This window comes from Methylorubrum rhodinum (assembly GCF_014199935.1).
Lineage (GTDB): Bacteria > Pseudomonadota > Alphaproteobacteria > Rhizobiales > Beijerinckiaceae > Methylobacterium > Methylobacterium rhodinum.
Genome location: NZ_JACHOP010000001.1, coordinates 191,497 through 214,207 on the forward strand (window position 1 = coordinate 191,497; position 22,711 = coordinate 214,207).

21 protein-coding genes and 1 tRNA gene are annotated in these 22,711 nt (G+C 71.9%); 12 read left to right on the plus strand and 10 right to left on the minus strand.

What is annotated here, in order from left to right; translation table 11 throughout:
* Positions 1 to 108: 108 nt before the first annotated feature.
* From tilS to HNR00_RS00895, 4 genes are all read right to left on the minus strand, one after another.
* Positions 109 to 1,152, minus strand: coding sequence for a tRNA lysidine(34) synthetase TilS (gene tilS, locus HNR00_RS00880; protein WP_183563369.1), 1,044 nt, complete (start codon positions 1,150 to 1,152; stop codon positions 109 to 111).
* Positions 1,149 to 2,162 carry a tol-pal system protein YbgF gene (gene ybgF, locus HNR00_RS00885; RefSeq protein WP_183563372.1) on the minus strand — a complete coding sequence of 338 codons (1,014 nt, stop codon included), beginning with the start codon at positions 2,160 to 2,162 and terminating at the stop codon, positions 1,149 to 1,151. Before ybgF ends, tilS begins: the two co-directional genes overlap by 4 nt.
* Positions 2,163 to 2,258: 96 nt before the next feature.
* Positions 2,259 to 2,762 carry a peptidoglycan-associated lipoprotein Pal gene (gene pal, locus HNR00_RS00890; RefSeq protein ID WP_183563375.1) on the minus strand — a complete coding sequence of 168 codons (504 nt, stop codon included), beginning with the start codon at positions 2,760 to 2,762 and terminating at the stop codon, positions 2,259 to 2,261.
* Between the two features lie 241 nt (positions 2,763 to 3,003).
* Positions 3,004 to 3,342: an Hpt domain-containing protein gene (locus HNR00_RS00895; protein ID WP_183563378.1), complete on the minus strand. Its 339-nt coding sequence runs from the start codon at positions 3,340 to 3,342 to the stop codon at positions 3,004 to 3,006.
* Positions 3,343 to 3,444: 102 nt separating this feature from the next.
* Here HNR00_RS00895 and HNR00_RS00900 point away from each other — a divergent pair, with 102 nt between their 5' ends.
* Entirely contained in the window at positions 3,445 to 3,843 is a 399-nt protein-coding gene (locus tag HNR00_RS00900; protein WP_183563381.1) for a response regulator, read from the plus strand.
* Positions 3,844 to 3,851: 8 nt separating this feature from the next.
* On the opposite strand, the gene HNR00_RS00905 is transcribed toward HNR00_RS00900, so the two are convergent.
* Entirely contained in the window at positions 3,852 to 4,871 is a 1,020-nt protein-coding gene (locus tag HNR00_RS00905; RefSeq protein ID WP_246390138.1) for a WcbI family polysaccharide biosynthesis putative acetyltransferase, read from the minus strand.
* A gap of 69 nt (positions 4,872 to 4,940) precedes the next feature.
* Between HNR00_RS00905 and HNR00_RS00910 the strand changes: the two genes are divergently transcribed.
* Positions 4,941 to 6,053 carry a GSCFA domain-containing protein gene (locus HNR00_RS00910; protein WP_183563384.1) on the plus strand — a complete coding sequence of 371 codons (1,113 nt, stop codon included), beginning with the start codon at positions 4,941 to 4,943 and terminating at the stop codon, positions 6,051 to 6,053.
* A 24-nt stretch (positions 6,054 to 6,077) separates the two neighbouring features.
* Here HNR00_RS00910 and hemC read toward each other — a convergent pair whose 3' ends face one another.
* On the minus strand, positions 6,078 to 7,004 hold the full coding sequence (gene hemC / locus HNR00_RS00915; RefSeq protein ID WP_183563387.1) for a hydroxymethylbilane synthase: 927 nt from the start codon (positions 7,002 to 7,004) through the stop codon (positions 6,078 to 6,080).
* A gap of 210 nt (positions 7,005 to 7,214) precedes the next feature.
* On the opposite strand from hemC, the gene HNR00_RS00920 reads away from it, so the two are divergent.
* Positions 7,215 to 7,290: transfer RNA gene (locus HNR00_RS00920), tRNA-Lys, on the plus strand.
* Positions 7,291 to 7,597: 307 nt separating this feature from the next.
* On the opposite strand, the gene HNR00_RS00925 is transcribed toward HNR00_RS00920, so the two are convergent.
* Together HNR00_RS00925 and HNR00_RS00930 are read right to left on the minus strand one after the other, a co-directional pair.
* Positions 7,598 to 7,819: a hypothetical protein gene (locus HNR00_RS00925; protein ID WP_183563390.1), complete on the minus strand. Its 222-nt coding sequence runs from the start codon at positions 7,817 to 7,819 to the stop codon at positions 7,598 to 7,600.
* A 226-nt stretch (positions 7,820 to 8,045) separates the two neighbouring features.
* Entirely contained in the window at positions 8,046 to 8,648 is a 603-nt protein-coding gene (locus tag HNR00_RS00930) for an LOG family protein (RefSeq protein ID WP_183563393.1), read from the minus strand.
* A gap of 215 nt (positions 8,649 to 8,863) precedes the next feature.
* Between HNR00_RS00930 and HNR00_RS00935 the strand changes: the two genes are divergently transcribed.
* From HNR00_RS00935 to pssA, 5 genes are all read left to right on the plus strand, one after another.
* On the plus strand, positions 8,864 to 10,942 hold the full coding sequence (locus HNR00_RS00935) for a LysM peptidoglycan-binding domain-containing protein (RefSeq protein ID WP_246390140.1): 2,079 nt from the start codon (positions 8,864 to 8,866) through the stop codon (positions 10,940 to 10,942).
* 304 nt (positions 10,943 to 11,246) lie between these two features.
* Entirely contained in the window at positions 11,247 to 13,166 is a 1,920-nt protein-coding gene (locus tag HNR00_RS00940) for an ABCB family ABC transporter ATP-binding protein/permease (protein WP_183563396.1), read from the plus strand.
* 140 nt (positions 13,167 to 13,306) lie between these two features.
* Positions 13,307 to 14,341, plus strand: coding sequence for a diguanylate cyclase domain-containing protein (locus tag HNR00_RS00945; protein ID WP_246390142.1), 1,035 nt, complete (start codon positions 13,307 to 13,309; stop codon positions 14,339 to 14,341).
* A 61-nt stretch (positions 14,342 to 14,402) separates the two neighbouring features.
* Positions 14,403 to 15,113, plus strand: coding sequence for a phosphatidylserine decarboxylase (locus HNR00_RS00950; protein WP_183563399.1), 711 nt, complete (start codon positions 14,403 to 14,405; stop codon positions 15,111 to 15,113).
* Positions 15,114 to 15,144: 31 nt separating this feature from the next.
* On the plus strand, positions 15,145 to 15,966 hold the full coding sequence (gene pssA / locus HNR00_RS00955) for a CDP-diacylglycerol--serine O-phosphatidyltransferase (protein ID WP_183563402.1): 822 nt from the start codon (positions 15,145 to 15,147) through the stop codon (positions 15,964 to 15,966).
* A 6-nt stretch (positions 15,967 to 15,972) separates the two neighbouring features.
* On the opposite strand, the gene cysS is transcribed toward pssA, so the two are convergent.
* Positions 15,973 to 17,361, minus strand: a complete 1,389-nt coding sequence (gene cysS / locus HNR00_RS00960; protein WP_183563405.1) for a cysteine--tRNA ligase — start codon at positions 17,359 to 17,361, stop codon at positions 15,973 to 15,975.
* Between the two features lie 314 nt (positions 17,362 to 17,675).
* On the opposite strand from cysS, the gene HNR00_RS00965 reads away from it, so the two are divergent.
* On the plus strand, positions 17,676 to 18,008 hold the full coding sequence (locus HNR00_RS00965; RefSeq protein ID WP_183563408.1) for a hypothetical protein: 333 nt from the start codon (positions 17,676 to 17,678) through the stop codon (positions 18,006 to 18,008).
* A 90-nt stretch (positions 18,009 to 18,098) separates the two neighbouring features.
* Entirely contained in the window at positions 18,099 to 18,374 is a 276-nt protein-coding gene (locus HNR00_RS00970) for a type II toxin-antitoxin system Phd/YefM family antitoxin (protein ID WP_183563411.1), read from the plus strand.
* Positions 18,375 to 18,519: 145 nt separating this feature from the next.
* Here the strand turns inward: HNR00_RS00970 and HNR00_RS00975 are convergent, their stop codons facing one another.
* Positions 18,520 to 19,056, minus strand: coding sequence for a CreA family protein (locus HNR00_RS00975; RefSeq protein WP_183563414.1), 537 nt, complete (start codon positions 19,054 to 19,056; stop codon positions 18,520 to 18,522).
* A 154-nt stretch (positions 19,057 to 19,210) separates the two neighbouring features.
* Here HNR00_RS00975 and HNR00_RS00980 point away from each other — a divergent pair, with 154 nt between their 5' ends.
* A complete protein-coding gene (locus tag HNR00_RS00980; protein WP_183563417.1) occupies positions 19,211 to 20,212 on the plus strand; it encodes a DUF2865 domain-containing protein in 1,002 nt (333 codons plus the stop codon).
* Positions 20,213 to 20,365: 153 nt separating this feature from the next.
* Positions 20,366 to 22,708 carry an OmpA family protein gene (locus HNR00_RS00985; protein ID WP_183563420.1) on the plus strand — a complete coding sequence of 781 codons (2,343 nt, stop codon included), beginning with the start codon at positions 20,366 to 20,368 and terminating at the stop codon, positions 22,706 to 22,708.
* Positions 22,709 to 22,711: the final 3 nt, after the last annotated feature.

A 22,711-nucleotide genomic window follows, 5' to 3' on the forward strand; every position in this document is an offset into this window, starting at 1 on the left:
TTCCCGCGGCTGCCGGGGCATGCTCCACGCGCTCCGGGCCAATGTAGGCGGCGCTCCTCCCCTTGCCAAGTAAATCGCACGGCCCTGCGGCGAGGTCGCCGCACAAGGTTATTTCCGCGGTTCCGCAGGCCGGCGCGGCGGCGCGGGCGTGAGGCGGATGCGGCCCGAGGGGCCGATGCCGACAATCGTTTCGCGCAGCGTTCGGCGCAGGGGCTCCGTGCGGGCGAGCGCCGGCAGGATACCGTCGAGGACGAGGCGTTCGAGGCGTTCCAGCCGCTTCGGCGCGGGCTCGCCGTCCCCGGCTTGGGCGACGGCATCGAGGGCGGCATCGACGACGCGCAGGACGATGGCCTCCGGTTCTCGGGCGAGGCGGCGTCCATCGAGCATCAGCCCCTTCCCCACTTTCCCGATCCGCACCTCTTCGAACACGGTCGCGGCGCGGGCCGCGAGCGCCGCCTCGTCGCGGGCGAGGCGGGTGGCGAGCCGCGCCAGCCGGGCAATCGACAACCCCTCCCCTTCCAGACGCGGCCGCAATCGGCGCAGGCGGGCGCGGGCGAAGCGCTCGTCGGCGTTCGACGGGTCGCTCACGAAGGGCAGCGCATGCGCCGCGCAGTATGCAACGAGATCGGCCTTGGCGAGGCCGAGGAAGGGTCGGACGAGGCGCAGACCGTCGCTCAAGGGGCGCTCGGGCCGCATCCCGGCAAGCCCCGCCGGGCCGCTGCCGGCGAGGAGCCGCATCAGGACGGTCTCGGCCTGATCGTCGCGGGTGTGGGCGGTGAGGATGCGGTCGGCGCCGATCGATTCCGCATGACGCGAGAGAAGCCGGTAGCGTGCCGCCCGCGCCTCCGCCTGGATGCGGCCGTCACGCCGCTGCGTCTCCCAGGTCAGGATCGCGTGCGGCAGGCCGAGCCGCGCGGCGAGGCGGCCGACCTGTGCGGCTTCCTCGGCTGACGCTGCGCGCAATCCGTGATCGACGGTGGCGACGAAAGGGGTCGTCCGCGCGCCTCGGATCGCGGCGGCGTGCATCAGGGCCGTCGAGTCGGGCCCGCCGGAGACGGCCAGCAGAACCGGCCCCGTCGCCGTATCCAGGGCCGGCGCAAGGGCGCGGGCGAGACGCTCGTCGAGGGACGAGAGGGGGTCGGCCGGGCTCAAGCCGCGCAGCGGGCGCGCTTCTGCTCCCGCTCGACGCCCTGGCGCACGCTGGCGCCCGCACCGGGGAACTTGCGCTCCACCTCCGCCAGCGTCGCACAGGCCTGGGCCTTGGCGCCGAGGGCGTGGAGCGAGGCGCCGAGCTTCATCATCGCCTCGGGCGCGACCGGCGAAGAGGCGTAATCGGTCGAGACCTTGAGGAACTGCTCGGCGGCCTCGCGGGAGCGGTTGCGCTGAAGGTAGCTCTCGCCGAGCCAGTAGGTCGCCTTCGGCACCAGCCGGTCGCGGGGATGCGACTGGATGAACTGGCGCAGGCTCATCTCGGCCTGCTCGTATTGCCGCTCGCGGATCAGCGCGTAGGCGGAGTCGAAATCGGCCTGGGCGTCGTCGCTGCCGGTAGCGGCGATGCTCGCCGAATTCGGCGGCTCCGCGGCCGCGACCCGGCTTGGCGGCGGGGCGATGTCGACCGGCCCGCCGAGGCCCGGCGGCGGCAGGTCGGTGTCGCCGGGCTCGCCCGCATCGCCCTCCTCGACGCCGGCCCGGCGCAGCGGCGCCTCGGCCTCGGCGATGGCGCCGGTCGGGAGCGGCAGGGAGGGCTGGGTCGTCCCGAGTTGCTTCGGCGCGCCCGGCGCGTTCGGGTTCTGCGCCGGGTCGAAGGCGTCGCCGCGCTTGGCCGGCTTGCCGTCCCCCGGATTGACGCCGTAGGGCGTGCCGCCCGAGGGCGCCGCCGCCGGAGGAGCGGCGGGCGCGCGCTTGGCGGCCGGGGCCGGGGCGCTCCCCTTCCCGTCCTGGAAGCGGAACTCGACATCCTCTTGGAACTTGCGCAGCTGCTCCTTGAGCTGGCGGTTCTCGTATTGCAGCGTCTCGATCTGGCCGGAGAGCTGCCGGGAGACGTTCTCCAGGCGGTTCAGGCGCACGATCAGCTCGGAGGCGTCCTGCGCCCGCGCCGGCGCGATGGCCGGAGCGGCGAAGGCGAGCGCAAGCCCGACGGTGAGGAGAAGGCGGCGGAGCATGGGGCTGGCACCGATCGTCAGTTCGTTCGCGGCCGTGTTCCCGCGTTAGCAGAAGCCTCGGCCGGCCGCAAAACCGGTTTCTTCCGCGGCTCGTGCCTACGAGCCGGCGCCGTTGTCGAGCACGGTGACGGCGCGGCGGTTCTGCGACCAGCACGAGATGTCGTTGCAGACGGCCACCGGCCGCTCCTTGCCGTAGGACACCATCCGCATCCGGCCCGCCGCGATGCCGCGGGAGGCGAGGTAGTCCTGCACCGCCTGACCGCGCCGGGCGCCGAGCGAGAAATTGTACTCGCGGGTGCCGCGCTCGTCGGCGTGACCCTCGATCAGGAAGGTATAGCGCGGGTAGCGCTGCAGCCACGCGGCCTGCTTGTCGAGGGTGGCGGTGGCGGTGGGCGTCAGGTCGGTCGAGTCCGACTCGAAGAACACGCGGTCGCCGATGTTGACGACGAAGTCCTGCGCGGTGCCCGGGCGCGCCGGGCCGCCCGCCCCGAAGCCCGAGGCGTCGGCGAGGTTCTGGTCCTTGGAGCAGGCGCCGAGCCCGAGGGCCGCGCACAGAGCCAGGGTGAGGGAAAGCCCACGGATACGCGCGGGTGTCGGCATCGTCTGTCTCCTCGGCCCGTGGGATTCGGACCGGCTGCGTTCAATGGCGAACGGTTTATCCGTCGATGGTTAAGCGTCCTTGACGGCGGGGCTTGGTAACCGCAGCCGCGCTGCGGCCCGGTGCGTCCGCACACTCAAGCTTTCACCCGATCAATGCGGCACCTCGGCGGCACCTCGGCGGCACCTCGAACCCGACAAGACATTCGACGATTGTTGTTGCGTTGCAGCAACAGGGGCGCGGTCAAGCCGCGCGGAGGACCGCGATCGCCGTGCGGGCCCGCGCCGCGTCGGCGAGGACGTCGCTCAAGGCGTCCTCGACGTCGGCCTCGCGCAGGCAGGCATGCTCCAGCCGGGCGCAGGCCTGCGACAGGGACGAAAAGGCGAGCGCCCCGCTCGACGAGACCAGCACATGGGCGTCGCGGGCGAGCTGGGCCCGATCGCCCGAGGGGGGATCGAGCCGCGCCGCGATCTCTTGGTCCAGGGCGCCGAGGAGTTCGAGCAGGCGCGGCCGCCCGAACAGGTCTTCGAGCTCGGCCATGACCTCGGCGTCGAACTCGGGTGCCGTCTCGAGTGCGGTCATTCCACGATCCTGCCTTTCGATTCCTTGCCGTGATCCGGTTGCGTTTATCGATCCTTAACCGGCCGGCGCTGTGATGGGCCCGGATCACACCGGAACAAGGCCATGGTTTCACGTCCGACGGTCCTCATCGTCGAGGACAATTATCTGCTCCTCGAGATGCTCACGAACTTGTGCGAGCAGGAGGGCATCGCCGTGCTCGCGGCCTCGAGCGGCGAGGCGGCGCTGACCATGCTGCGCGAGGGCCGCGCGGCGATCGACTGGCTGTTCACCGACATCAACCTGCCGGGCCTGATCGACGGCTGGAGCGTGGCCGCCGCCTATCGCGAGCGCCATCCCGACCGCCCGGTCATCTACGCCTCGACCGCGGCGCGGCTGGAGCGGCGCACGGTCCCGGGCAGCATCTACGTGCGCAAGCCGTTCCAGATCCGTGAGATCCTGGCGCTCGCCCGCATGATGGCGGCCGTCGAGGTGAGCCAGGAGGGCCTGCGCGCCGCCGGCTGATCCGCGCCTCAACCGCCCGCCCGGTCCGTGCGCCGGGCGGCGTCCTCGAACAGCGCCCGGATGTCGGGGTCGCCCGCCCAGGCGTCGACGCGGACGCAGGCGAGCGCCGCCGACGGCAGGCGCGCGTAGAGTGCGAAGCTCTCGGCCACGAAGTCCGGCAGGTCGAGCAGGCGGGGCGGTGCCGTCCGCCCGTCGCCCTTGAACAGGGTCGAGCCCGGCACGCCGAGCCGCTCGGCCAGCGGCGGCAGCACCGGCCACACCGCTTCCTCGGCCAGGGCGTCGCGCAGGTAGGCCTCCACCGGAAGTCCGCGCTGGGGCAGGCCGTCCTCCGCGGCGAGGCGCCGGGCGATGTCGCCGAGCACGGCGAGCCGCGGATGGTTGAGCGTGTGCATGAAGACGCCCGCCCGGCACCAGCGCGCGAAGTCCCGGTCGAGAGGCAGGCCGACGTCCCGCGCGGTGCGCAACAGGTATTCGGCGCTCGCGTCCCACATCCGTTCGTAGCCGAGCCGCGCGAAGGCCTCGCTCTCGTAGAGCCGCAGGGCCGCATCGACGCCGAGTCCGCTCCGGAAGGCGAACAGGGCGATGGCCGAATGGTACGGCCCGATCGGCGAGGCGACGAGCCGGGAGAGCCGCAGGCTCGCCTCGTCGCCGACATGGACGAGATCGGGATGGAAGCCCGAGAACAGGATCGTCGGGAACAGCCGCAGGCGCACCCGCTCGGCCAGCGCGTGGACGTTGCCGCCCGGCACGAAGCCCTCGGGGAAGAACTGCGCGAAGACATGGTCGGCCCCTGCGAGATGGCGGACGAGCCGGTCGAGATGCCCGAACCGCCCCGCGAGCCGCGCCAGCGGCAGCGTCTCGACCTGCGCCCCCGGCAGGTTCAGCCGCAGCGATTGCGCGACGCCGTCGGCTTGGCAATTGCCGATCACCGCGATGCGGGGGCCGGACGAGCGCGAAGGGGCGGGGGCGGACGTGCGGACGCGCCACGGTCTCGCCCAGGATCGCGGCGAGAAGGCGGGTGCGGGCAACCGGGGGGGCGTCGGGGCCAATCGGCGCGCAAGCCTCTCGCGGACGGATGGACGGGAGCGGATCGGGCGATGAGCGGAGCTGACGAGACGCCTCCCCCGCCGCCGCGAGCCGCAGGCGCGGCGAGGCCGTCCAACCCCTATCGCGATCTACCGGCCGAGCGATTCTGGCGCAAGGCGGTGGCGGGCGTGGCGCCCTTCGCCCTCGATCCGGGGCCGCGGGACGCCTTCCGCATCGCCCGCACCGACCGCGTCGCCACGGCCGGCTCCTGCTTCGCCCAGCGCGTGTCGCAGGCGCTGGCGCGGGGCGGCTTCCGCTATCACGTCACCGAGACCGCGCCCGAGGGCCTGAGCCCGGCCGAGGCGCAGGCCCGCCAGTTCGGCACCTTCTCGGCCCGCTACGGCAACCTCTACGGCCCGCGCCAGTTCGTGCAGCTGTTCGACCGGGCCTTCGGCGCTTTCACCCCGGCGCTGCGGGCATGGCGGCGGGAGGACGGGCGGTACGTCGACCCGTTCCGCCCCACCATCGAGCCCGGCGGCTTTTCCGACCCCGACGCGGTCGAGGCCGCGCGAAACGGCCATCTCGCCCGGGTGCGCGACCTGTTCGAGACCCTCGACGTGCTGATCGTGACCCTGGGGCTCACCGAGGGCTGGCGCTGCCGGGCCGACGGGGCGGCGCTCTCGCTCGCGCCCGGCGTCGCGGGCGGGAGCTACGATCCGGCCGAGATCGCCTTCGTCAATGCCGGGACCGCGGAGGTGATCGCCGATCTCTCCGGCTTCCTCGACCGGCTGTGGAGCGTGAACGCGCGGGCGCGGGTGATCGTGACCGTCTCGCCGGTGCCGCTCGCGGCGACCTATCTCCCGCACCACGTCCTCGTGGCGAACGCCCGGTCGAAGGCGGTCCTGCGCGCCGCCGCGGGGGAGGTCTGCGAGCGCGGCGATCCGCGGCTCGTCTACTTCCCGTCCTACGAGATCGTCACCAGCCACAGCCATGGCGGGCGCTACTACGACGAGGACCAGCGCACGGTCACCGAGGCCGGCGTCGCCCACGTGATGCGCTCGTTCATGACGAGTTTTTCGCCCGAGGCCTGCCCGGCGGTTCGCGCCCCCGTCGGCGAGGCGGAGTTCGCCGGCGCCGCCGGGGTGGTCTGCGACGAGGAGGCGATCGAGCGCTCGCTGGCCTGACCGCCCTCCCTTTCCGGCCGTCCGCTACTTCAGATGGGCGAAGTACACGTCGCCCGCTGCCCGCTTCAGCTCGGCGCCGGCCTCCCGCCCGATCGCGGCGGCGTCGGAGGCCGCGCCCTCCCGGCGCACCGCCCAGTGCCGCGAGCCGTCCGGCAGGAACAGCAGGCCGTCCAGGCTGATCCGCTCGCCCTGAACCTGCGCCAGCGCGGCGATGGGCGTGCGGCAGGAGCCGTCGAGTTCGGCGAGCAGGCCCCGCTCCGCGTCGAGCGCGGTCGTGGTCGTGGTGCAGGCGACCGGCGCCAGCAGGGCGCGGATCGCGTCGTCGCCGGCCCGGCACTCGATCCCGAGCGCGCCCTGCGCCACCGCGGGCAGCATCTCCTCGACCGAGAGGACGGAGCGGGCGACATCCTCCATCCCGAGGCGCTGCAGGCCGGCGAGCGCCAGCAGCGTCGCGTCGCATTCCCCCGCCTCCAGCTTGCGCATGCGGGTGTTGGCGTTGCCGCGCAGGGGAACGATCCGGAGGTCCGGCCGGTGCATCAGCACCTGCGCCCCGCGCCGCAGCGACGAGGTGCCGACCCGCGATCCGGCCGGCAGGTCGGAAAGGTTCGTGGCCGCGCCCGCGGTGAGGAAGGCGTCGCGCGGATCGTCCCGCTCCAGGATACAGGCGATGACGAGCCCATCCGGAAGCCAGGTCTCCACGTCCTTCATGGAATGTACCGCGACGTCGATCGCGTCGGAGAACAGCGCCTGTTCCAGTTCCTTGGTGAACAGGCCCTTGCCGCCGATCTCGGAGAGCGGCCGGTCGAGGATGCGGTCGGCCACCGTCGAGACGACGACGATCTCGGTCTCCAGTCCGGGATTGGCCGCGACGATCCGGTCACGGACCATCCCGGTCTGCGCCAGCGCCATGGGGCTGCCGCGGGTTCCGATTCGCAAGGGGCGCACGCTCATGCTTCGCGTCGTAGCCGAGACGGCGTCGCCCGTCACGCGCGCGTCGCGTGTTCTCCCGCTCCTCCTTCGCGGTGCCGCCGGATGCCGACCGCACACGTTCCCGGCAAAATCTTCGACCGGCGGGGTGGACAGCCGCCCCGAGCGTTGCTAATTGCCCGCCACCGCAAGGGATTGGTGGCCCGGCGGTCCGGCTTCCGCAACGAAGCCGACGGGCGCATAGCTCAGTTGGTAGAGCAGCTGACTCTTAATCAGCGGGTCCTAGGTTCGAACCCTAGTGCGCCCACCAAATATCCCAGGCACGTAGACAGCACCAACCGCGACCATTGCGACATGGGGTCAGCGGTTCGTTGCGACGCGTATTTCCTCTTCGTTCTCGCCTCCAGCCGTTTCCGCATGCCCGCCTGCCTCTGCTTCGGCGTGTCCTGGGCGTAGCGCAGGAGGGCTGCGGTGGTCGGGTGGCCGCTCGACGCGCGAAGCTGTGGTCGGTCGGATCGGCCTCGGCGCCCTCGCCGTTGCCGCCGGTCCAGTTGCTCGCGGGTGACGATGAGTGTGCGGCGCCGCAGGGCGGCGTCGAGCCGCTGCATCAGTTCGGGTCACAGCGCGGTGCCGTCGGTGTCGTAGAGCGGCACCTCGACGAGCTCGCCCGTCTTGTGGTGGAACACGCGAGCGATTTCCGGGGTGTCGGCCGGGCGGTAATGGCCCCACGAGAGGCGCGCGAGGATGTCCTCCTGTCGCTTAAGCCAGAAGAACGCAATCATCGCCGCCGTGCCGAGTGAGCCCTCCCCGCCTTCGTCGGCCGCGCGCACGAAGCGCATCAGTTCGTCTTGGTTCACTGGCCGGGTGCGCTTCGATGTATGACAGCCCCACCTTGGCGAACGGGTTGTCCGCCGGGATCAGGCCCGATCGGTCCAGGCGCGCCACGTTCGAGGCACGCTTGCACACCGTCATCGCCAGGATCGCGGTGCGGGTGCGGGCCGGAGAGCCTCTGCGGAGTCACAGCGTCCGTCCCGGCGTTCATGGCTCGGTCGACCCGGGCACCGCTCAGAAGCGCTTGGCGATCAGGGCTTCGGATTGGGGCGCGGGCTGCGCCTGCGCGAGCGCCCGGCGCAGGATCTCCACCGCCGTGCCGGGATCGTCGCCGACGAGGTAGTTGAGGTCGAGCCCCTCGCGGATGAAGCCGTGGCCGCGCATATGGTCGAGCAGCGTGATCAGCGGGTCCCAGAAGCCGTTCACCGACAGCAGCAGGATCGGCTTGGAATGCTGGCCGAGCTGCGCCCAGGTCATCTGCTCGACGAGTTCCTCCAGCGTGCCGATGCCGCCGGGCAAGGCCACGAAGGCGTCGGCGCGGTCGAACATCAGCCGCTTGCGGGTGTGCATGTCGGAGACCACGATGGTCTCCTGGATCGCGTCGAGCATGCGCTCGCGCGACTTCAGGAAGTCCGGGATGATGCCGACGACGTGGCCGCCCGCCTCCAGGGCCGCCTGCGCGACCGTGCCCATCAGGCCGACATTGCCGCCGCCGTAGACGAGGCCGATGCCCTCGCGGCCGAGCGCCGTGCCCAGCGTGCGGGCGGCCTCGGTGAAGGCCGGATCGCCGCCGAAGCCCGAGCCGCAATAGACGCAGACCGAGGTGAGGCGCTCCATCACAGGCCCCCCCGCCGGGAAGCCGCCGCGCCGTACGTGCGGAAAACTGCTGAATTTCCAGATGAATCCCGGTGCGGCGCGGGTTGGAGCTTTGGTGTTCTTCTCATGTTCGATAAGATGTCACGGGAATGGGACGGGTTGGCGACGGTGGCACGGGCGGTCCTTGAGGAGCGCGCGGGCCCGCCACGGGGCGGACGAGCGGGAGTCGGTGAGCCATGACGGCTGAAGTGCGGCGAGGCATCGTGCTCGCGCTCGCGGGCCTGCTCGGCGGCTTCGCCATGGTCGTGGCGCTGTTTGGAACGGGGGAACTCCTCAAGCGCAGCACGGCGGGCGGTTCCTCCGCCGAGCCGCCCTCCGCGGGATCGGAGACGGGCACCCCTCTTGCCGCTCTCACGCCGCCGCCGCAAGGGAAAACCCCCGGTCCGGAGACGGCACCGGGCGCAAGCCCGGAGCGGAAGCCCGCCGAGGCCGAGGGCGCGCCGGCCTTCGACATCGTGCGTGTCGAGCCGGACGGGGCCAGCGTCATCGCCGGGCGCACCGCGCCGAACGCGAAGGTGGAACTCCTGCGCGACGGAAAGCCCTATGCCAGCGCCGCCGCCGACGCCTCGGGCCAGTTCGCCCTCACGCCGCCGGACCTGCCCCCCGGATCGAGCGAGATCGCGCTGCGGGCTTTCGCGCCCGACGGCAAGGCCCTGCCCGGTCGGGAGAGCGTCACCGTGGTGGTGTCCGAGAAGCGCGACGCCAAGCCGCTGATCGCCCTCTCCGCTCCCGATGCGCCGACGCGGGTGCTGTCGCAGCCCGATGCGCCGGAGGCCGGCGCGGGCCGTCCCGCCACCGCCTATGCCGAGCCCCCCGGCAGGGCGGCAGCGGACGCGAAGGCGACCGACCCAGGCAAGCCCGCGGAGTCCGGCAAGCCGGCCGAGCGGCGGGAGGCGGGGCGTACCGGGGCGAACAGGGCCGAATCCAGTGGCGGCGGAACCGGTATCGGCGGCGGACGGACCCCGGATGCAGGGGCTTCGCCGACGCGGGATGCGGCGCGGCCGGCGGAATCCGCCAGGGACAAGCCGGCTTCCGGCGCGGCGGCCCAGGCCGGACGCGAGGCGGCGCCGCGGATCGTCAGCGTCGACGCGCAGGACGGCGGCCGGCTCGACGTGACCGCGCAGGCCCCGCTCGACAGCACCTTGCGGCTCTACCTCAACGACACCCTCGTAGCCTCCGGGCGGCCCGGCCCGGACGGGCGGATCGCCTTCACCATCGGCCGCGGCGTGCGGGCGGGGGCCTATCAGATCCGGGTCGACTCGGTCGATCCGGCGGGCGGCAAGGTGCGGCGGCGGGCCGAGGTGTCCTTCACCTATCCCGAGAGCGCGGCGCGGGTCGCGACCGCGGAAAAGCCGGCCGCGGAGGCGAGCGGCGCCCGCAGGGCGGCGGAGAGCAGGACCGACCACAGAGCTGCCGACCACAGAGCTGCCGACCACAAGCCGGCGGAGGGAGCCGCCGTGCCGTCCGCCCCGAAGCCGGCCGCACCTTCGGGCGAGCCGAAGCCGGGCCCGACGGCCTCCGGACCGGACGCGAAGCCGGCCGCGCCGACGATGGCAGAGGGCACGATGCAGGAGCGCCGGCCCGGCGGCGCCGGAGCCGCCGAGGCGCAAGGCGGCGCGTCCCGGCCCGGAGGTCTTTCCGTGGCCGAGCCGCGGCCCGGCGCTTCGCCGACGGGTCGAACGCCGGCGCAAGCCCCGGCGCAGCGGCCCGACCCGCGCCCGGCGGAGGGTGCTACGGGTCCGACTTCTCCGAGTGCGCCGGCCCCGACCAAGGCGGCCCCGTCGCAGGCCTCGCCCGAGACCCGATCCGCGCCGAGCCTCGCCGGCGATCCGGCCGCCGTCCCGCCGCCCGCCGCCCCCTCCTCCGGCACGGCGACGCCCGGCACGCCCTCCGTCGCGGCCGGCACCGGCGTCGGTGCGCCGAAACCCGCCACCGACGGCGCCGCGGCGGCGGCCCTCGCGCCCAAGCTGCCCGAGAGCGCCGCGCCGCCCGAGGCCGGGCGGATGGCGGAGGTGCCGGGCCCGAGTGCCGGCACCGTGTTCGTGCCCGAGATCAGCACCGCGCGCATCACCCGCGGCGACAGCCTGTGGCAGATAAGCCGGCGCACCTACGGCAAGGGCAACCGCTACACGGTGATCTACGACGCCAACCAGGAGCAGATCCGCGATCCCGACCTGATCTATCCGGGCCAGATTTTTGTGCTGCCGAAGGATGCGCCCGCCGCGGCGGACAATCCAGCGCCCAAGAGAACCTGATCCCCTCGCCGCGCTTCGTCGGCGTGGCCACGCATGATGGTGTCTCGCCGGATGCCGCCGTTCCCTCCGTCACCGCACGCGGGGCGAGGGGATGCTCGGCACGGAACGGCGATCGTCCGAAGAGGTGATCGTCCCAAGACGTGCCGCCGGCCGCTCGCGCGTTCCCTGAGCGGCTCGCTCATGGCAGCATGCGTCCCCGCGCCGGATGCGCGGCCGCGTGCCGAGGCCTATATGCAGGCGATCGACAGTCCGGGACGCCCTCGCGTCCGGGCCGTCACCCTGGCATCCGCTTCCCGAACCGATCATGGCAACCGCATCCGAGCCGGCGGCGCCGAGCGCGTCCGCGCCGCTCGAACGACCCGGCCTCCTGGCCACCTACCGGCGCCTGTGGCCCCATCTCTGGCCGCACGGCCGGGGCGATCTCCAGCGTCGCATCTTCCTTGCCTTCGGCCTGCTGATGCTGGCCAAGGCCGCCACGATGGTGATGCCCTTCACCTTCAAGTGGGCGACCGACGCGCTGGTGGCGGCGACCGACAAGAGCGCGCCCGCGGCCGTTCCGGCGGGGCTGATCTCGGCGCCGTTCGTCTTGATCGGCCTCTACGGCCTGTCGCGGGTCGCCATGGCGGCGATGACGCAGGTGCGCGACGGGCTGTTCGCCAAAGTGGCGATGCACGCCGTGCGCCGCCTCGCGCTGCTGACCTTCGAGCACATGCACCGCCTCAGCTTGCGCTTCCACCTGGAGCGCAAGACTGGCGGCCTCACCCGCGTGCTGGAGCGGGGCCGCAACGGCATCGAGGAACTGTCGCGCCTGATGGTGCTGACGCTGGTACCGACCATCGTCGAGCTCGCCCTGGTGCTCGGCATCCTCGCGTGGGAGTTCGACTGGCTCTACTCGGCCGTCGTCGCGACCATGATCGCGGCCTATCTCGGCTTCACGTGGAAGGCGACCGAGTGGCGCATCGGCATCCGCCGCCGGATGAACAACTCCGACACCGACGCCACAACGAAGGCGGTCGATTCGCTCCTGAACTACGAGACGGTGAAGTACTTCGGCGCCGAAGGCCGTGAGACCGCCCGCTACGACGCCTCGATGGCGACCTACGAAAAGGCCTCGACCCAGACCTACGTCTCGCTCGCGGTGCTGAACGCCGGACAGGCCGTGATCTTCACCCTCGGCATGACGGCGGTGATGGCGCTGGCCGCACGGGACATCATGGCCGGGCGCACCACCATCGGCGGTTTCGTGCTGGTCAACACGATGCTGGTGCAGCTCTCGATGCCGCTCAACTTCATGGGCATGATCTACCGCGAGATCAAACAGGCGCTCGTCGACATCGACGACATGTTCCGCATCATCGACCGCAACCCCGAGATCGCCGACCGCCCCGGTGCCCCGGCGCTCGCGGTCCCGGCCGGGACCGTGCGGTTCGAGGACGTGCGCTTCGCCTACATCCCGGAGCGGCCGATCCTGCGCGGCGTCTCGTTCGAGGTGCCGGCCGGCCGCACGGTCGCCATCGTCGGCCCCTCGGGGGCGGGCAAGTCGACGCTGTCGCGCCTGCTGTTCCGCTTCTACGAGCCGCAGAGCGGGCGCATCACCATCGACGGGCAGGACATCGCGAATGTCCGCCAGGATTCCCTGCGGGCGGCCATCGGCATGGTCCCGCAGGACACGGTGCTGTTCAACGATACCATCGGCTACAACATCCGCTATGGCCGCTGGGATGCCACCGAGGCGGAGGTGCGCGAGGCCGCGCGGCTGGCCCAGATCGACCGCTTCATCGAGAGCCTGCCCGAGGGCTACGAGACCCCGGTGGGCGAGCGCGGCCTGAAGCTGTCGGGCGGCGAGAAGCAGCGCGTCGCCATCGCCCGCACCATCCTCAAGAGCCCGCCGATCCTCGTCCTCGACGAGGCGACCTCGGCGCTCGATTCGTTCACCGAGCGCGAGATCCAGGCGGCTTTGGACCGGGTCAGCCAGGGCCGCACCACCCTGGTGATCGCCCACCGCCTCTCGACGGTGGTCAACGCCGACGAGATTCTGGTGCTCGATCACGGCCGCGTCGTCGAGCGGGGCGATCATGCGAGCCTGCTCGCCCGCGGCGGCGTCTACGCCGCTCTCTGGGACCGGCAGCGGCAGGCGGACGCGGCGCGGGAGGCGCTCAAGCGCGCCGAGGATGAGCGGGCGCTCGGCGCTCGTTCTGCGATGGAACCGCAGCCGGTCGGGTGACGTACGGTGGAATGTTCACGCCAACGTGAACAATCTACTGTGGAGGGGATGAATTCGGCTCGTTGATCGTCATTTGAGTCGTCTCAAGCTTCGCAGCGACGACCCGCCGCGACGGCGCCGAACCCGGACGGTCCTCATCGATGCCCGACGCTCCGAGGATTGGTGGAAATCACGAAGGTTACGACGCCGCCGAACTCGATCGCCTGCGCCTGCAACTCCGCATCCAGGCGGCCATCATCGCGGCCCAGCAGGACGCCCTGCACATGGACGCCCTCGGCGATCGGGCAATGCAGGCCGCCGGGTTGGGCTTGTGGGAGTGCCGCCTCCCCGATGACGGCCTGCGCTGGACCCGCGGCGTCTACGACCTGTTCGGCATCCCCTACGGCGTCCTGCTCGATCGTCGCACCATCATCGCGCAATACCTGCCGGAGTGCCGTGAGAGGCTGACGCGGCTGCGGGACCGGGCGCTGGCGGATGGGACCGGGTTTCGGCTCGACGCCGCGATCCGCCTGCCCGACGGGCGGCAGCGCTGGCTGCGGCTCACCGCGACGGTCGATCACCGCGACGGCGTGCCGGTGCGGCTGTTCGGCCTCAAGCAGGACGTGACCGACGAAATCCTGCTGCTGGAGCGCACCCGTCACCTGGCAGAGACCGACGCGCTGACGGGGCTCGCCAACCGCGCCCGCTTCGACGCGCGGCTACGCACGGCGGTCGGCACGCTGTTCCTGATCGACCTCGACGGCTTCAAGGCGATCAACGACGCATTCGGGCATCCGGCGGGCGATGTCTGTCTGCGCGAGGCGGGCCAGCGGCTTATGCGCACTTGTCGCCGGGGCACCCTCGTGGTGCGGCTCGGCGGCGACGAGTTCGCGGCCGTCCTCGACGAGCGCCTCCGGCCGAGCGACGCCGCGGCCCTGGCGCAGCGGATCGTCGAGGTGCTGGGTCGCCCGGTCGACCACGAAGGCCGGCGCTACCGCCTCGGCGCCTCGGTTGGGGTCGCCATCTCGGTCGCGGAGTCGGGGCCGGAGGCCGGCGACCTGTTCGCGCAGGCCGACACCGCCCTCTACGCCGCCAAGGCGGCCGGGCGGCGCACCTTCCGCCTGTTCGAGCCGGCGGCTGTCCCGGCGCTCGCGGCCGTGCGATGCGGCGTGCCGCCGAACGAGGCCTCCGGTTGACGGGCGCGCGGGCCCCTGCCATCCGGCGCGGGCAACCGCACGCCGAAAACCCCGCGAAGCCATGACCGACCTCATCGAGACGATCCGCCGGACGCTCGTGCCGATCCACAAGGAGGGCTATCCCTTCATCCTGATCGGCATCGTGCTCACCGTCGGCGCCGGGCTGTTCTCGCAGTTCTTCGCCTGGGTGTTCCTCATCCTGACGCTGTGGGTCTGCTACTTCTTCCGCGATCCCGAGCGCGTCGTGCCGGTCGGCGACGGCCTGATCGTGTCGCCCGCCGACGGGCGGGTGAACCTGATCTCGACCGTGCTGCCCCCGCCCGAACTCGACCTGTCGCACGAGCCGATGCTGCGCATCTCGGTGTTCATGAACGTGTTCGACTGCCACGTGAACCGCGTGCCGGTGACCGGCAAGATCGGGCAGATCCACTACACGCCCGGCCTGTTCCTCAACGCCGAACTCGACAAGGCGAGCGAGGACAACGAGCGCAACGGCCTCGTCATGGAGACGACCCATCGCGGGCAAGCCTTGCGGATCGGCGTGGTGCAGATCGCCGGCCTCGTGGCGCGCCGCATCGTCGGCTTCGTCTCGGCGGGCGAGACCAAGCAGGTCGGCGAGCGCTTCGGCCTGATCCGCTTCGGCTCGCGGGTCGACGTCTACCTCCCCGTCGGCACCCGCATCCTCGTCGGCCTCGGCCAGAAGGCGGTGGCGGGCGAGACGGTGCTGGCCGATCTCGGGGGTGGCCCAGAGCGGGCCTTCCGCCGTATCTGACCGCAGCCGAACGAGCCGAGTAAGAGGCGACATGGACGATCTCTTCCCGCCCTTCGCGCCCGATCCCAACGACCGCCCGCGGCGCTTCCGCCCGGTGCCGTTCCGGATGATCGCGCCGAACATGATCACGCTCCTGGCGCTCTGCCTTGGGCTCACCGCGATCCGGCTGGCCTTCGAGGGCCGGTTCGAGCCCGCGGTGCTGGCCGTGGTGGTCGCCGCCGGTCTCGACGGGATCGACGGGCGGGTGGCGCGCCTGCTCAAGGGCACCTCGCGCTTCGGGGCGGAACTCGATTCGCTGGCCGACTTCGTCAACTTCGGCTGCGCCCCGGCGCTGATCCTCTACAGCTTCGCCCTGCACAACCTGAAGCAGGTCGGCTGGATCGTCGCCCTCGTCTTCGCCATCGCCATGTGCCTGCGGCTCGCCCGCTTCAACGCGATGCTCGACGACCCGAACCGGCCCGAGTGGAAGAAGGACTACTTCGTCGGCATGCCCGCGCCCGCGGGCGCGCTCACCGGCATGTTGCCGCTCTACCTGCACTTCCTCGGCGTTCCGTTCCCGCAATGGAGCACGGTGCTGATCCTGATCTACGAGTTGGTCATCGCGCTGCTCGTGGTCTCCACCGTGCCGACCTTTTCCGGCAAGACCTGGGGCAAGCGCGTCTCGCGCGACCTCGTGCTGCCGATCTTCCTCGTGGTGGTGGTGGCCTTCGGCCTCGTGATCTCGTTCCCGTTCGAGACGCTCGCCGCGGTCGGCCTCGGCTATCTCTGCATCATCCCCTTCGGCGCCATGCAGTACCGCAAGCGCCTGAAGCAAGAGGGCGGGGAGACGCCGCCGGCCGAGGCGGCGCCGTAAGGGGCCTCAGCCCGCCACCGTCCAGGTGGTGGTGCCGTCCTTGTTGTCCTTCAAGGCAACGCCCATCGCGGCCAGCGCATCGCGCACCCGGTCGGAGGCCGCCCAGTCCTTGGCGGCCCGGGCCGCCTTGCGCTCGGCGATCAGCGCCTCGACCTTGGCGACGTCGACCCCCGCCGCGTTGACGCGGGCGGCCTCGCGCTGCGCCTTGGTCTCGCCGAGAAAGCCCATCACCCCGGCCGCCGCCTTGAGCGCCGGAGCGTCGGCGCCCGCGAGCCGATGCAACTCGCCGAGGGCCGAGGGGGTGTTGAGATCGTCGCACAGGGCCTCGATGACGCGCTCCGGCACGGTCTCCGACGGCGCGGCCTCGCCGGCCGCGTCGTACCAGCGCTCCAGCATCCGGCCGGATTCCTCCAGGCCGCGCAGCGTCCAGTCGATCGGCTGGCGGTAATGCGTCTTGAGCATGTTGAGGCGCACCACCTCGCCCGGCCAGTCGGCCAGCACCTGCCCGATGGTGATGAAGTTGCCGAGCGACTTCGACATCTTCTCCCCCTCGACCTGCAGGAAGCCGTTGTGGAGCCAGACGTTGGCCATCACGCTCGTGCCGAAGCAGCAGCGGGACTGCGCCACCTCGTTCTCGTGATGGGGGAAGATCAGGTCGATGCCGCCGGCATGGATGTCGAAGGTCTCGCCGAGATGCTTCCACGACATCGCCGAGCACTCGATGTGCCAGCCGGGGCGCCCGGCTAAGTCGATCCCGCAGGGAGACGGCCAGGACGGCTCGCCCGCTTTTGACGGCTTCCACAGCACGAAATCGAGGGGCGAGCGCTTGTAGGGCGCGACCTCGACGCGGGCGCCGGCCTCCATCTCGTCGAGCGGTCGCTTCGAGAGCGCGCCGTAATCGGCCATCGACGGCACGTCGAACAGCACGTGGCCTTCCGCGACGTAGGCGTGGCCGGCGCTCACCAGCCCCTCGATCAGCCGGTGCATCTCGCCGATATGGTCGGTCGCCCGCGGCTCGACGAAGCGGGGGCGCTCGCCCGAAACATTCACGTCGTCGGCCATCAGCACGCCGAGCGCGCGGATGTCGGCGTGGAACTGCGCCAGCGTGCCGTCGGTGAGTTCACGGATGGTGATGCCGCGCTCCGCCGCGCGGGCATTGATCTTGTCGTCCACGTCCGTGACGTTGCGGGCGTAGGTGACGTGGCCCGGCCCGTAGAGGTGGCGCAGCAGGCGAAATAACAGGTCGAAGACGATGATCGGCCGGGCGTTGCCGATATGGGCCGCGTCGTAGACCGTCGGCCCGCAGGCATACATCCGCACATGGGCTGGATCGATCGGCTGGAAGGCCGCCTTCTCGCGGGTCAGCGTGTTGTAGAGCCGCAACATCGGGGTCATCGAAGGGGTCCCGCCGGAACCGTCCGGCCTTCGCGACGGCGAGGCGCCGTCCTCGGTTTCTCGTTGCGCCGCAGCGTGTTCGGGCTCCTCTCGGGAAGTGCCGCCACATTGCCGCCGGACCCGCAGCCGCCCGCTGTTGCAACGCCGCGACGGTCGCCGGTCCGGGCATGAGCTAACCCAGAACCGTGAGGAATTCGAGAACGGCCGCCCCCGCGTCACGGCTCAAGCAGCCGTGACCGGTCGGTGCAAGGATTTGTTTACCGAGCCGTCCGAACACTCCGCAACCGAGCGAACCCGTTAACAAGGTTTCCACCATGCGCCGTCCGGTCGCCGCCCTCCTCGCCCTCGCCCTGGCCTCGGCCGCGCCCCAGGCGCTCGCCGGCGAACCGGCTGCTCCGGCCCGCGCGCATGTCGAGAAGACGTTCCTGATCCCGGCGGAAGAAGGCTACGGCGTCGGCGAGTGCCTCAGCGGCGGCCCGAGTGAGTGCGGCCAGGTGGTCGCCAATGCGTGGTGCGAGGCGCAAGGCTACGCCAGCGCGGTCAATTACGGCGTCGCCGCCCAGGACGAGTATACCGGCGCCATCCCGGCCACCCCGATCCCGGCCCCGACCGCCGCCCGCCCGCTGCGCATCACCTGCCAGGACTGATTCTTTTTCGGTGCTCGCCCGCCGCTTGCGGCCTCTCCGGGCGGCCTTTGCCCGATCCGCAGCGGAACGGTTGCGGATCGGAGGACAGCCATGGCTCGGGTCGGGTTGACGGAGTTGCGGCGTCACCTCGCCGAGCATCTCGACCGGGTCGAGGCCGACCGCACCGAACTCGTGGTTTCGCGCCGCGACCGCGAGGATCTGGCGATTATCCCGCTTGCCCAACTCGAACGCCTGCGCGAGACGATGCACCTGCTCGGCACCCCCGCGAACGCGGCGCGGCTGCGGGAAGGCATCGAACAACTCGACGCGGGCAGGGGCCGCGAGCAAAGGCTCGATGTGTCCGGCATCGCTGCCCGGATTTCCTAAACTCTCGACCGTCATTCCGGGGCCGCGCAGCGGAACCCGGAATCCACCCGTGATGCGCGGCTGTTGAAGGCGTCGCGCCCAGTCGTGGATTCCGGGTTCGCCTGCGGCGCCCCGGAATGACGGCGGTGAGATGTAAAAAGATGTTCTACTTCACGAAGTCCGCACACTTCTGCGGCGCCTCCGTCCCCCACGGCGCCAGGGGCACGCTGGAGGTGGAGTTCTTGGGCGAGCCCTGCACCACCTTGTCCGAATACACCATGTAGATCAGCGTGTTGCGCTTGGCGTCGCAGCCGCGCACGATCTGCATCGACTTGAAGATCAGCGAGCGCCGCTCGCTGAACACCACGTCCCCCTGCTTGACCTTGTCCTTGAACTGCACTGGCCCGGTCTGGCGGCAGGAGAGCGAGATGTCGGAGACGTCCTCGGCCAGCCCCAGCGTGCCCTTGATGCCGCCCTTCTCCGGCTGGGTGTACCAGCAGGCGATGCCCGAGACGTCGGGATCGTCGATGCCGTAGACCACGAGCTTGTCGTTGGGCGTCAGCGGGCGCCACACCGTCGACTTGTCGAAGATCCGGTCCGGATCCTCCGCGGCGCCGGCCGCCCCCGGCACCAGTGCCGCGGCGAGGCAGGCCGCCGCGAGCAACATCCGTGTGTTTTCCATGGTGCCCCCGAGCCACATCATCGACGCAATCCCCTCAAAGCCTGGCCGTAAACACATGGTGTCCCTGTCCCCCGGCGGCGAGGGGCGCTAACACAGGTGTGAGGTGCCTCAAGCCGTCGCGCACCGGCCCGGCCGTCTCCCGCGACCCCCTGCCCGAGATCCCAGCATCCGCCCCATGCCGCTGATCGGACCGCAGCTTCGCCGTGCCTTCGCCGCCCTCGTCGCGGTCTCAGGCCTCGTCCTCGCTCAAGGCGGCTCGGCCGCCGCGGGCGATGTCTGGGCGTGCCAGCGCTACAAGACCGAACTCGCCAACCTGAACGCCAGCGCCTCCACGGCCGCCGCGCTCCAGAGCGAGGTGTCGCGGCTCGAATCGTACTATCGCAGCCTCAATTGCGAGGGCGGGAAGTTCCTGTTCTTCGATACCCGGCCGCCGCAATGCGGGGCGGTCGAGGCCCGGATCCGCTCGCTCAACGCCACCTATGGCGGCGGCGACGGCGAGGTGGTGGCGGCCCGCCGCCGCCAGCTCGTGGCCGCGGTGTCGAACGCCTGCTCCGGCGTGATGCCCGAGGCCGGCCAGGAGGCCCGTGTGGGCGGCGCCCAGACCGCGCGGGGCGGCCCGCAGGTGATCTGCGTCAAGACCTGCGACGGTTCCTACTTCCCGATGGCGAACCTCCCCGACGGGCGCGAGGGTGCCGACGAGATGTGCCAGGCGCTCTGCCCCGGCACCGAGTCGCTCGCCTACTCGATGCCGCACGGCGACGATGCGCTGAAATACGCCGCGACCCTGAAGGGCAGCCGCGCCTACGCCGCGACGCCGACGGCGTTCAAGTTCCGCACCAGTTTCGTCTCGAACTGCTCCTGCAAGAAGGAGGGGCAGAGCTGGGCGCAGTCGCTCGCCAAGGCCGAGAGCATGCTGGTGCGGCACAAGGGCGACATCTTCGTCACGCCGATGACCGCCGAGCGGCTGTCGCGCGCCCCGAAGGTGCGCCTGACGCTCGTCGGCCGCGCCGACCGGACAGCGGCCTCGCTCGCCGCCGATGCCGCCAACCGCGAGGGCGTAGCGACGACGGCCCCCGAGGCCGCCGCCGCGGACGCCACCGGCTCGACGGGCGAGGCCCGCGGCAGCGCCATCCGCGTCATCGTCCCCGGCCTCGTCCCGGTTCCGCCCACGCCCTGATGGCGCGGTTATTCGATCCATGCGGCGAGTATCGCCACACGGATCGATGTGGAGAGCCGGCCTCGACTTGAAAGTTTGACGTCTCGTGATCGGGAACCATATCGGCCCGACACTGTTCGGAACCGCCGATCGCGTTTCACGAGGCCGTCCTACATGCGGATCACCCGCTCTCTGCTCCTGACCGGTACGATTCTGCCGGCCCTCCTCCTGTCGGATTTGTCCTTCGCACGCTCCCTGGGCGAGGCCGCCACCGGGCGGATCGAACTGGCGCAGCGAGGCGATCCCGACGGGCCGGGCGGCGGACCCGGCGGTGGCCGTGGCGGGCCGGGAGGCCCCGGAGGACCCGGCGGGATGGAGCGCGGCGGACCGGGCGGTCCCGGCGGCGGCGGCGGCGGTCGCGAGCGCCCCGAGCCGCGCGAGCGGCCGGAGCCGCGGCAGGCCCAGCCCGAGCGTGCGCCGCCGGCCGCGCGCGAGCGGCCCGATCGCCCCGAGCGACCCGACCGTCCTTCGCCCGCAGAGCGTCCCTCGCCCGCCGAGCGCGCCGCCCCGCCGGCCGCCCGCGAGCGCCCCGACAGGCCCGAGCGTCCGGATCGCCCCGAGCGGCCGGAGCGTCCCGCCGCCCCCACCCGTCCCGACCGCGATGTGCCGGATCGCCCCGACCGGCCGACGCCGCCAGCTGCCCGCGACCGCGCGCCGGACCGCGATGCGCCGGCTCGCCCCGGTCGCGACGCCACACCGGACAAGCCCGACCGTCCCGGCCGCGACGCGACCCCGGATCGTCCCGGCCGCGACGCGCCGGCCAAGCCCGATGCCGCCAAGCCTGACCGTGATGGCAAGCCCGACCGCGACGGCCCGGCCCGGCCCGGCCGCGACGCCACACCGGACAAGCCCGACCGCCCCGGCCGCGATGCGACCCCGGACCGTCCGGGCCGCGACGCGCCGGGCGCCGCCAAGCCAGATCGTGACGGCAGGCCCGACCGTGACGGCGACGGCAAGCCCGACCGCGACGGACCGAACCGCGGCGGGCGCGATGCCGACGCGCCGCCGAACCAGCGCCCCGGCGTTCCGGGCCGCCCGGTCCAGCCGCCCGGTACCCCGCCGAACGCCGACCAGCCCGGCCGTCCGGGTCAGCCCGGCGCTAACCCGGCGACGCCGCCGAACCAGCAGCCGGGTGTGCCCGGCCGCCCCGTGGCCCCGAACCAGCAGCCCGGCGTTCCGGGTCGCCCGGTGCAGCCGCCCGGCACGCCGCCGAACGCGCAGCAGCCGGGTCAGCCGGGCCAGCCGGGGGCGCTCCAGCCCGGCCAGCCGGGCTACCAGCCGGGCGGGCGCGACGGCCGCCTCGACGACGACCGCCGCGACGGGCGTGACCGCGACGACCGCTTCGGCCGGGACGGACGCGACCGCGATGATCGCTACGGCCGCGATGGCCGCGACCGGGACGAACGCTATGGCCGCGACGACCGGCGGGATGATCGCTACGGCCGTGACGACCGGCCCGGTGGCCGCGACCGCTTCAACGTGCCCGGCACGCCGGCCTACATCCCCGGCGGGTTCCGCGACGACGACGACCGCATCCGCGACTACGACACCATCCGGCGCGACCGGCGCGAGTACGACGTGGACGGCCGCACCTATTACCGCGAGCCGGGCCGCATCATCGTGCGCGACCGCGACGGCTACTTCATCCGCCACGACGAGAACGAGCGCTTCCGCACGATCTACGGCGGTCGCGGCTATCGCAGCGAGCGCCGCGGCGGCGAGGTCTACAGCTACGTCGACAGCCCGGCGGGCGGCCAGATCGTCACCGTGGTGGACGACGACGGGCGCCTGCTGCGCCGCTCCCGCCGCTACAGCGACGGGCGCGAGGTGTTCCTGATCAACAACGCCTATGGCGGCGCGCCGCGGCCGGTCTACGAGGACGTCGTCGACCTGCCGCCGCCGGACATCCGCATCCCGCGGGATCGCTACATCGTCGATTACGAGCGGGCCGACGAGCGCCAGGTCTATCAGGCGCTCTCCGCCCCGCCGGTGCAGGCGGTGGACCGGCGCTACACCCTGGATCAGGTGCGCTACTCGCCGCAACTGCGCGCCCGGATGCCGAGCGTCGACATCAACACGATCACGTTCGAATCCGGGTCGTTCACCGTGACGCCCGATCAGGCCCAGCGCCTGTCGAGCATCGCCGCGGCGATCAACCAGACGGTCAAGGCCAACCCGCAGGAGGTGTTCCTGATCGAGGGCTACACCGACGCCGTCGGTGCGGAGGTCGACAACCTGTCGCTCTCCGACCGCCGTGCCCAGTCTGTCGCCGCGGTGCTGACGCAGAACTTCCAGGTGCCGCCGGAGAACCTGACCACGCAGGGCTACGGCGAGCAGTACCTGAAGGTGAACACGCAAGAAGCCAACCGCGACAACCGCCGCGTCACGGTCCGTCGCATCACTCCGCTGCTCCAGCAGCAGGCGGATGGGCAGCAGCCGGCAGCCCCGCCGCAGTAACGT

Excerpts from the sequence above, each read along its gene's own strand:
- ybgF (WP_183563372.1), bottom strand. The coding sequence starts at position 2,162 with ATGCTCCGCCGCCTTCTCCTCACCGTCGGGCTTGCGCTCGCCTTCGCC.
- pal (WP_183563375.1), bottom strand. The coding sequence starts at position 2,762 with ATGCCGACACCCGCGCGTATCCGTGGGCTTTCCCTCACCCTGGCTCTG.
- HNR00_RS00895 (WP_183563378.1), bottom strand. The coding sequence starts at position 3,342 with ATGACCGCACTCGAGACGGCACCCGAGTTCGACGCCGAGGTCATGGCC.
- HNR00_RS00900 (WP_183563381.1), top strand. The coding sequence starts at position 3,445 with ATGGTTTCACGTCCGACGGTCCTCATCGTCGAGGACAATTATCTGCTC.
- HNR00_RS00910 (WP_183563384.1), top strand. The coding sequence starts at position 4,941 with ATGAGCGGAGCTGACGAGACGCCTCCCCCGCCGCCGCGAGCCGCAGGC.
- hemC (WP_183563387.1), bottom strand. The coding sequence starts at position 7,004 with ATGAGCGTGCGCCCCTTGCGAATCGGAACCCGCGGCAGCCCCATGGCG.
- HNR00_RS00925 (WP_183563390.1), bottom strand. The coding sequence starts at position 7,819 with ATGCGCTTCGTGCGCGCGGCCGACGAAGGCGGGGAGGGCTCACTCGGC.
- HNR00_RS00930 (WP_183563393.1), bottom strand. The coding sequence starts at position 8,648 with ATGGAGCGCCTCACCTCGGTCTGCGTCTATTGCGGCTCGGGCTTCGGC.
- HNR00_RS00935 (WP_246390140.1), top strand. The coding sequence starts at position 8,864 with ATGACGGCTGAAGTGCGGCGAGGCATCGTGCTCGCGCTCGCGGGCCTG.
- HNR00_RS00940 (WP_183563396.1), top strand. The coding sequence starts at position 11,247 with ATGGCAACCGCATCCGAGCCGGCGGCGCCGAGCGCGTCCGCGCCGCTC.
- HNR00_RS00945 (WP_246390142.1), top strand. The coding sequence starts at position 13,307 with ATGCCCGACGCTCCGAGGATTGGTGGAAATCACGAAGGTTACGACGCC.
- HNR00_RS00950 (WP_183563399.1), top strand. The coding sequence starts at position 14,403 with ATGACCGACCTCATCGAGACGATCCGCCGGACGCTCGTGCCGATCCAC.
- pssA (WP_183563402.1), top strand. The coding sequence starts at position 15,145 with ATGGACGATCTCTTCCCGCCCTTCGCGCCCGATCCCAACGACCGCCCG.
- cysS (WP_183563405.1), bottom strand. The coding sequence starts at position 17,361 with ATGACCCCGATGTTGCGGCTCTACAACACGCTGACCCGCGAGAAGGCG.
- HNR00_RS00965 (WP_183563408.1), top strand. The coding sequence starts at position 17,676 with ATGCGCCGTCCGGTCGCCGCCCTCCTCGCCCTCGCCCTGGCCTCGGCC.
- HNR00_RS00970 (WP_183563411.1), top strand. The coding sequence starts at position 18,099 with ATGGCTCGGGTCGGGTTGACGGAGTTGCGGCGTCACCTCGCCGAGCAT.
- HNR00_RS00975 (WP_183563414.1), bottom strand. The coding sequence starts at position 19,056 with ATGATGTGGCTCGGGGGCACCATGGAAAACACACGGATGTTGCTCGCG.
- HNR00_RS00980 (WP_183563417.1), top strand. The coding sequence starts at position 19,211 with ATGCCGCTGATCGGACCGCAGCTTCGCCGTGCCTTCGCCGCCCTCGTC.
- HNR00_RS00985 (WP_183563420.1), top strand. The coding sequence starts at position 20,366 with ATGCGGATCACCCGCTCTCTGCTCCTGACCGGTACGATTCTGCCGGCC.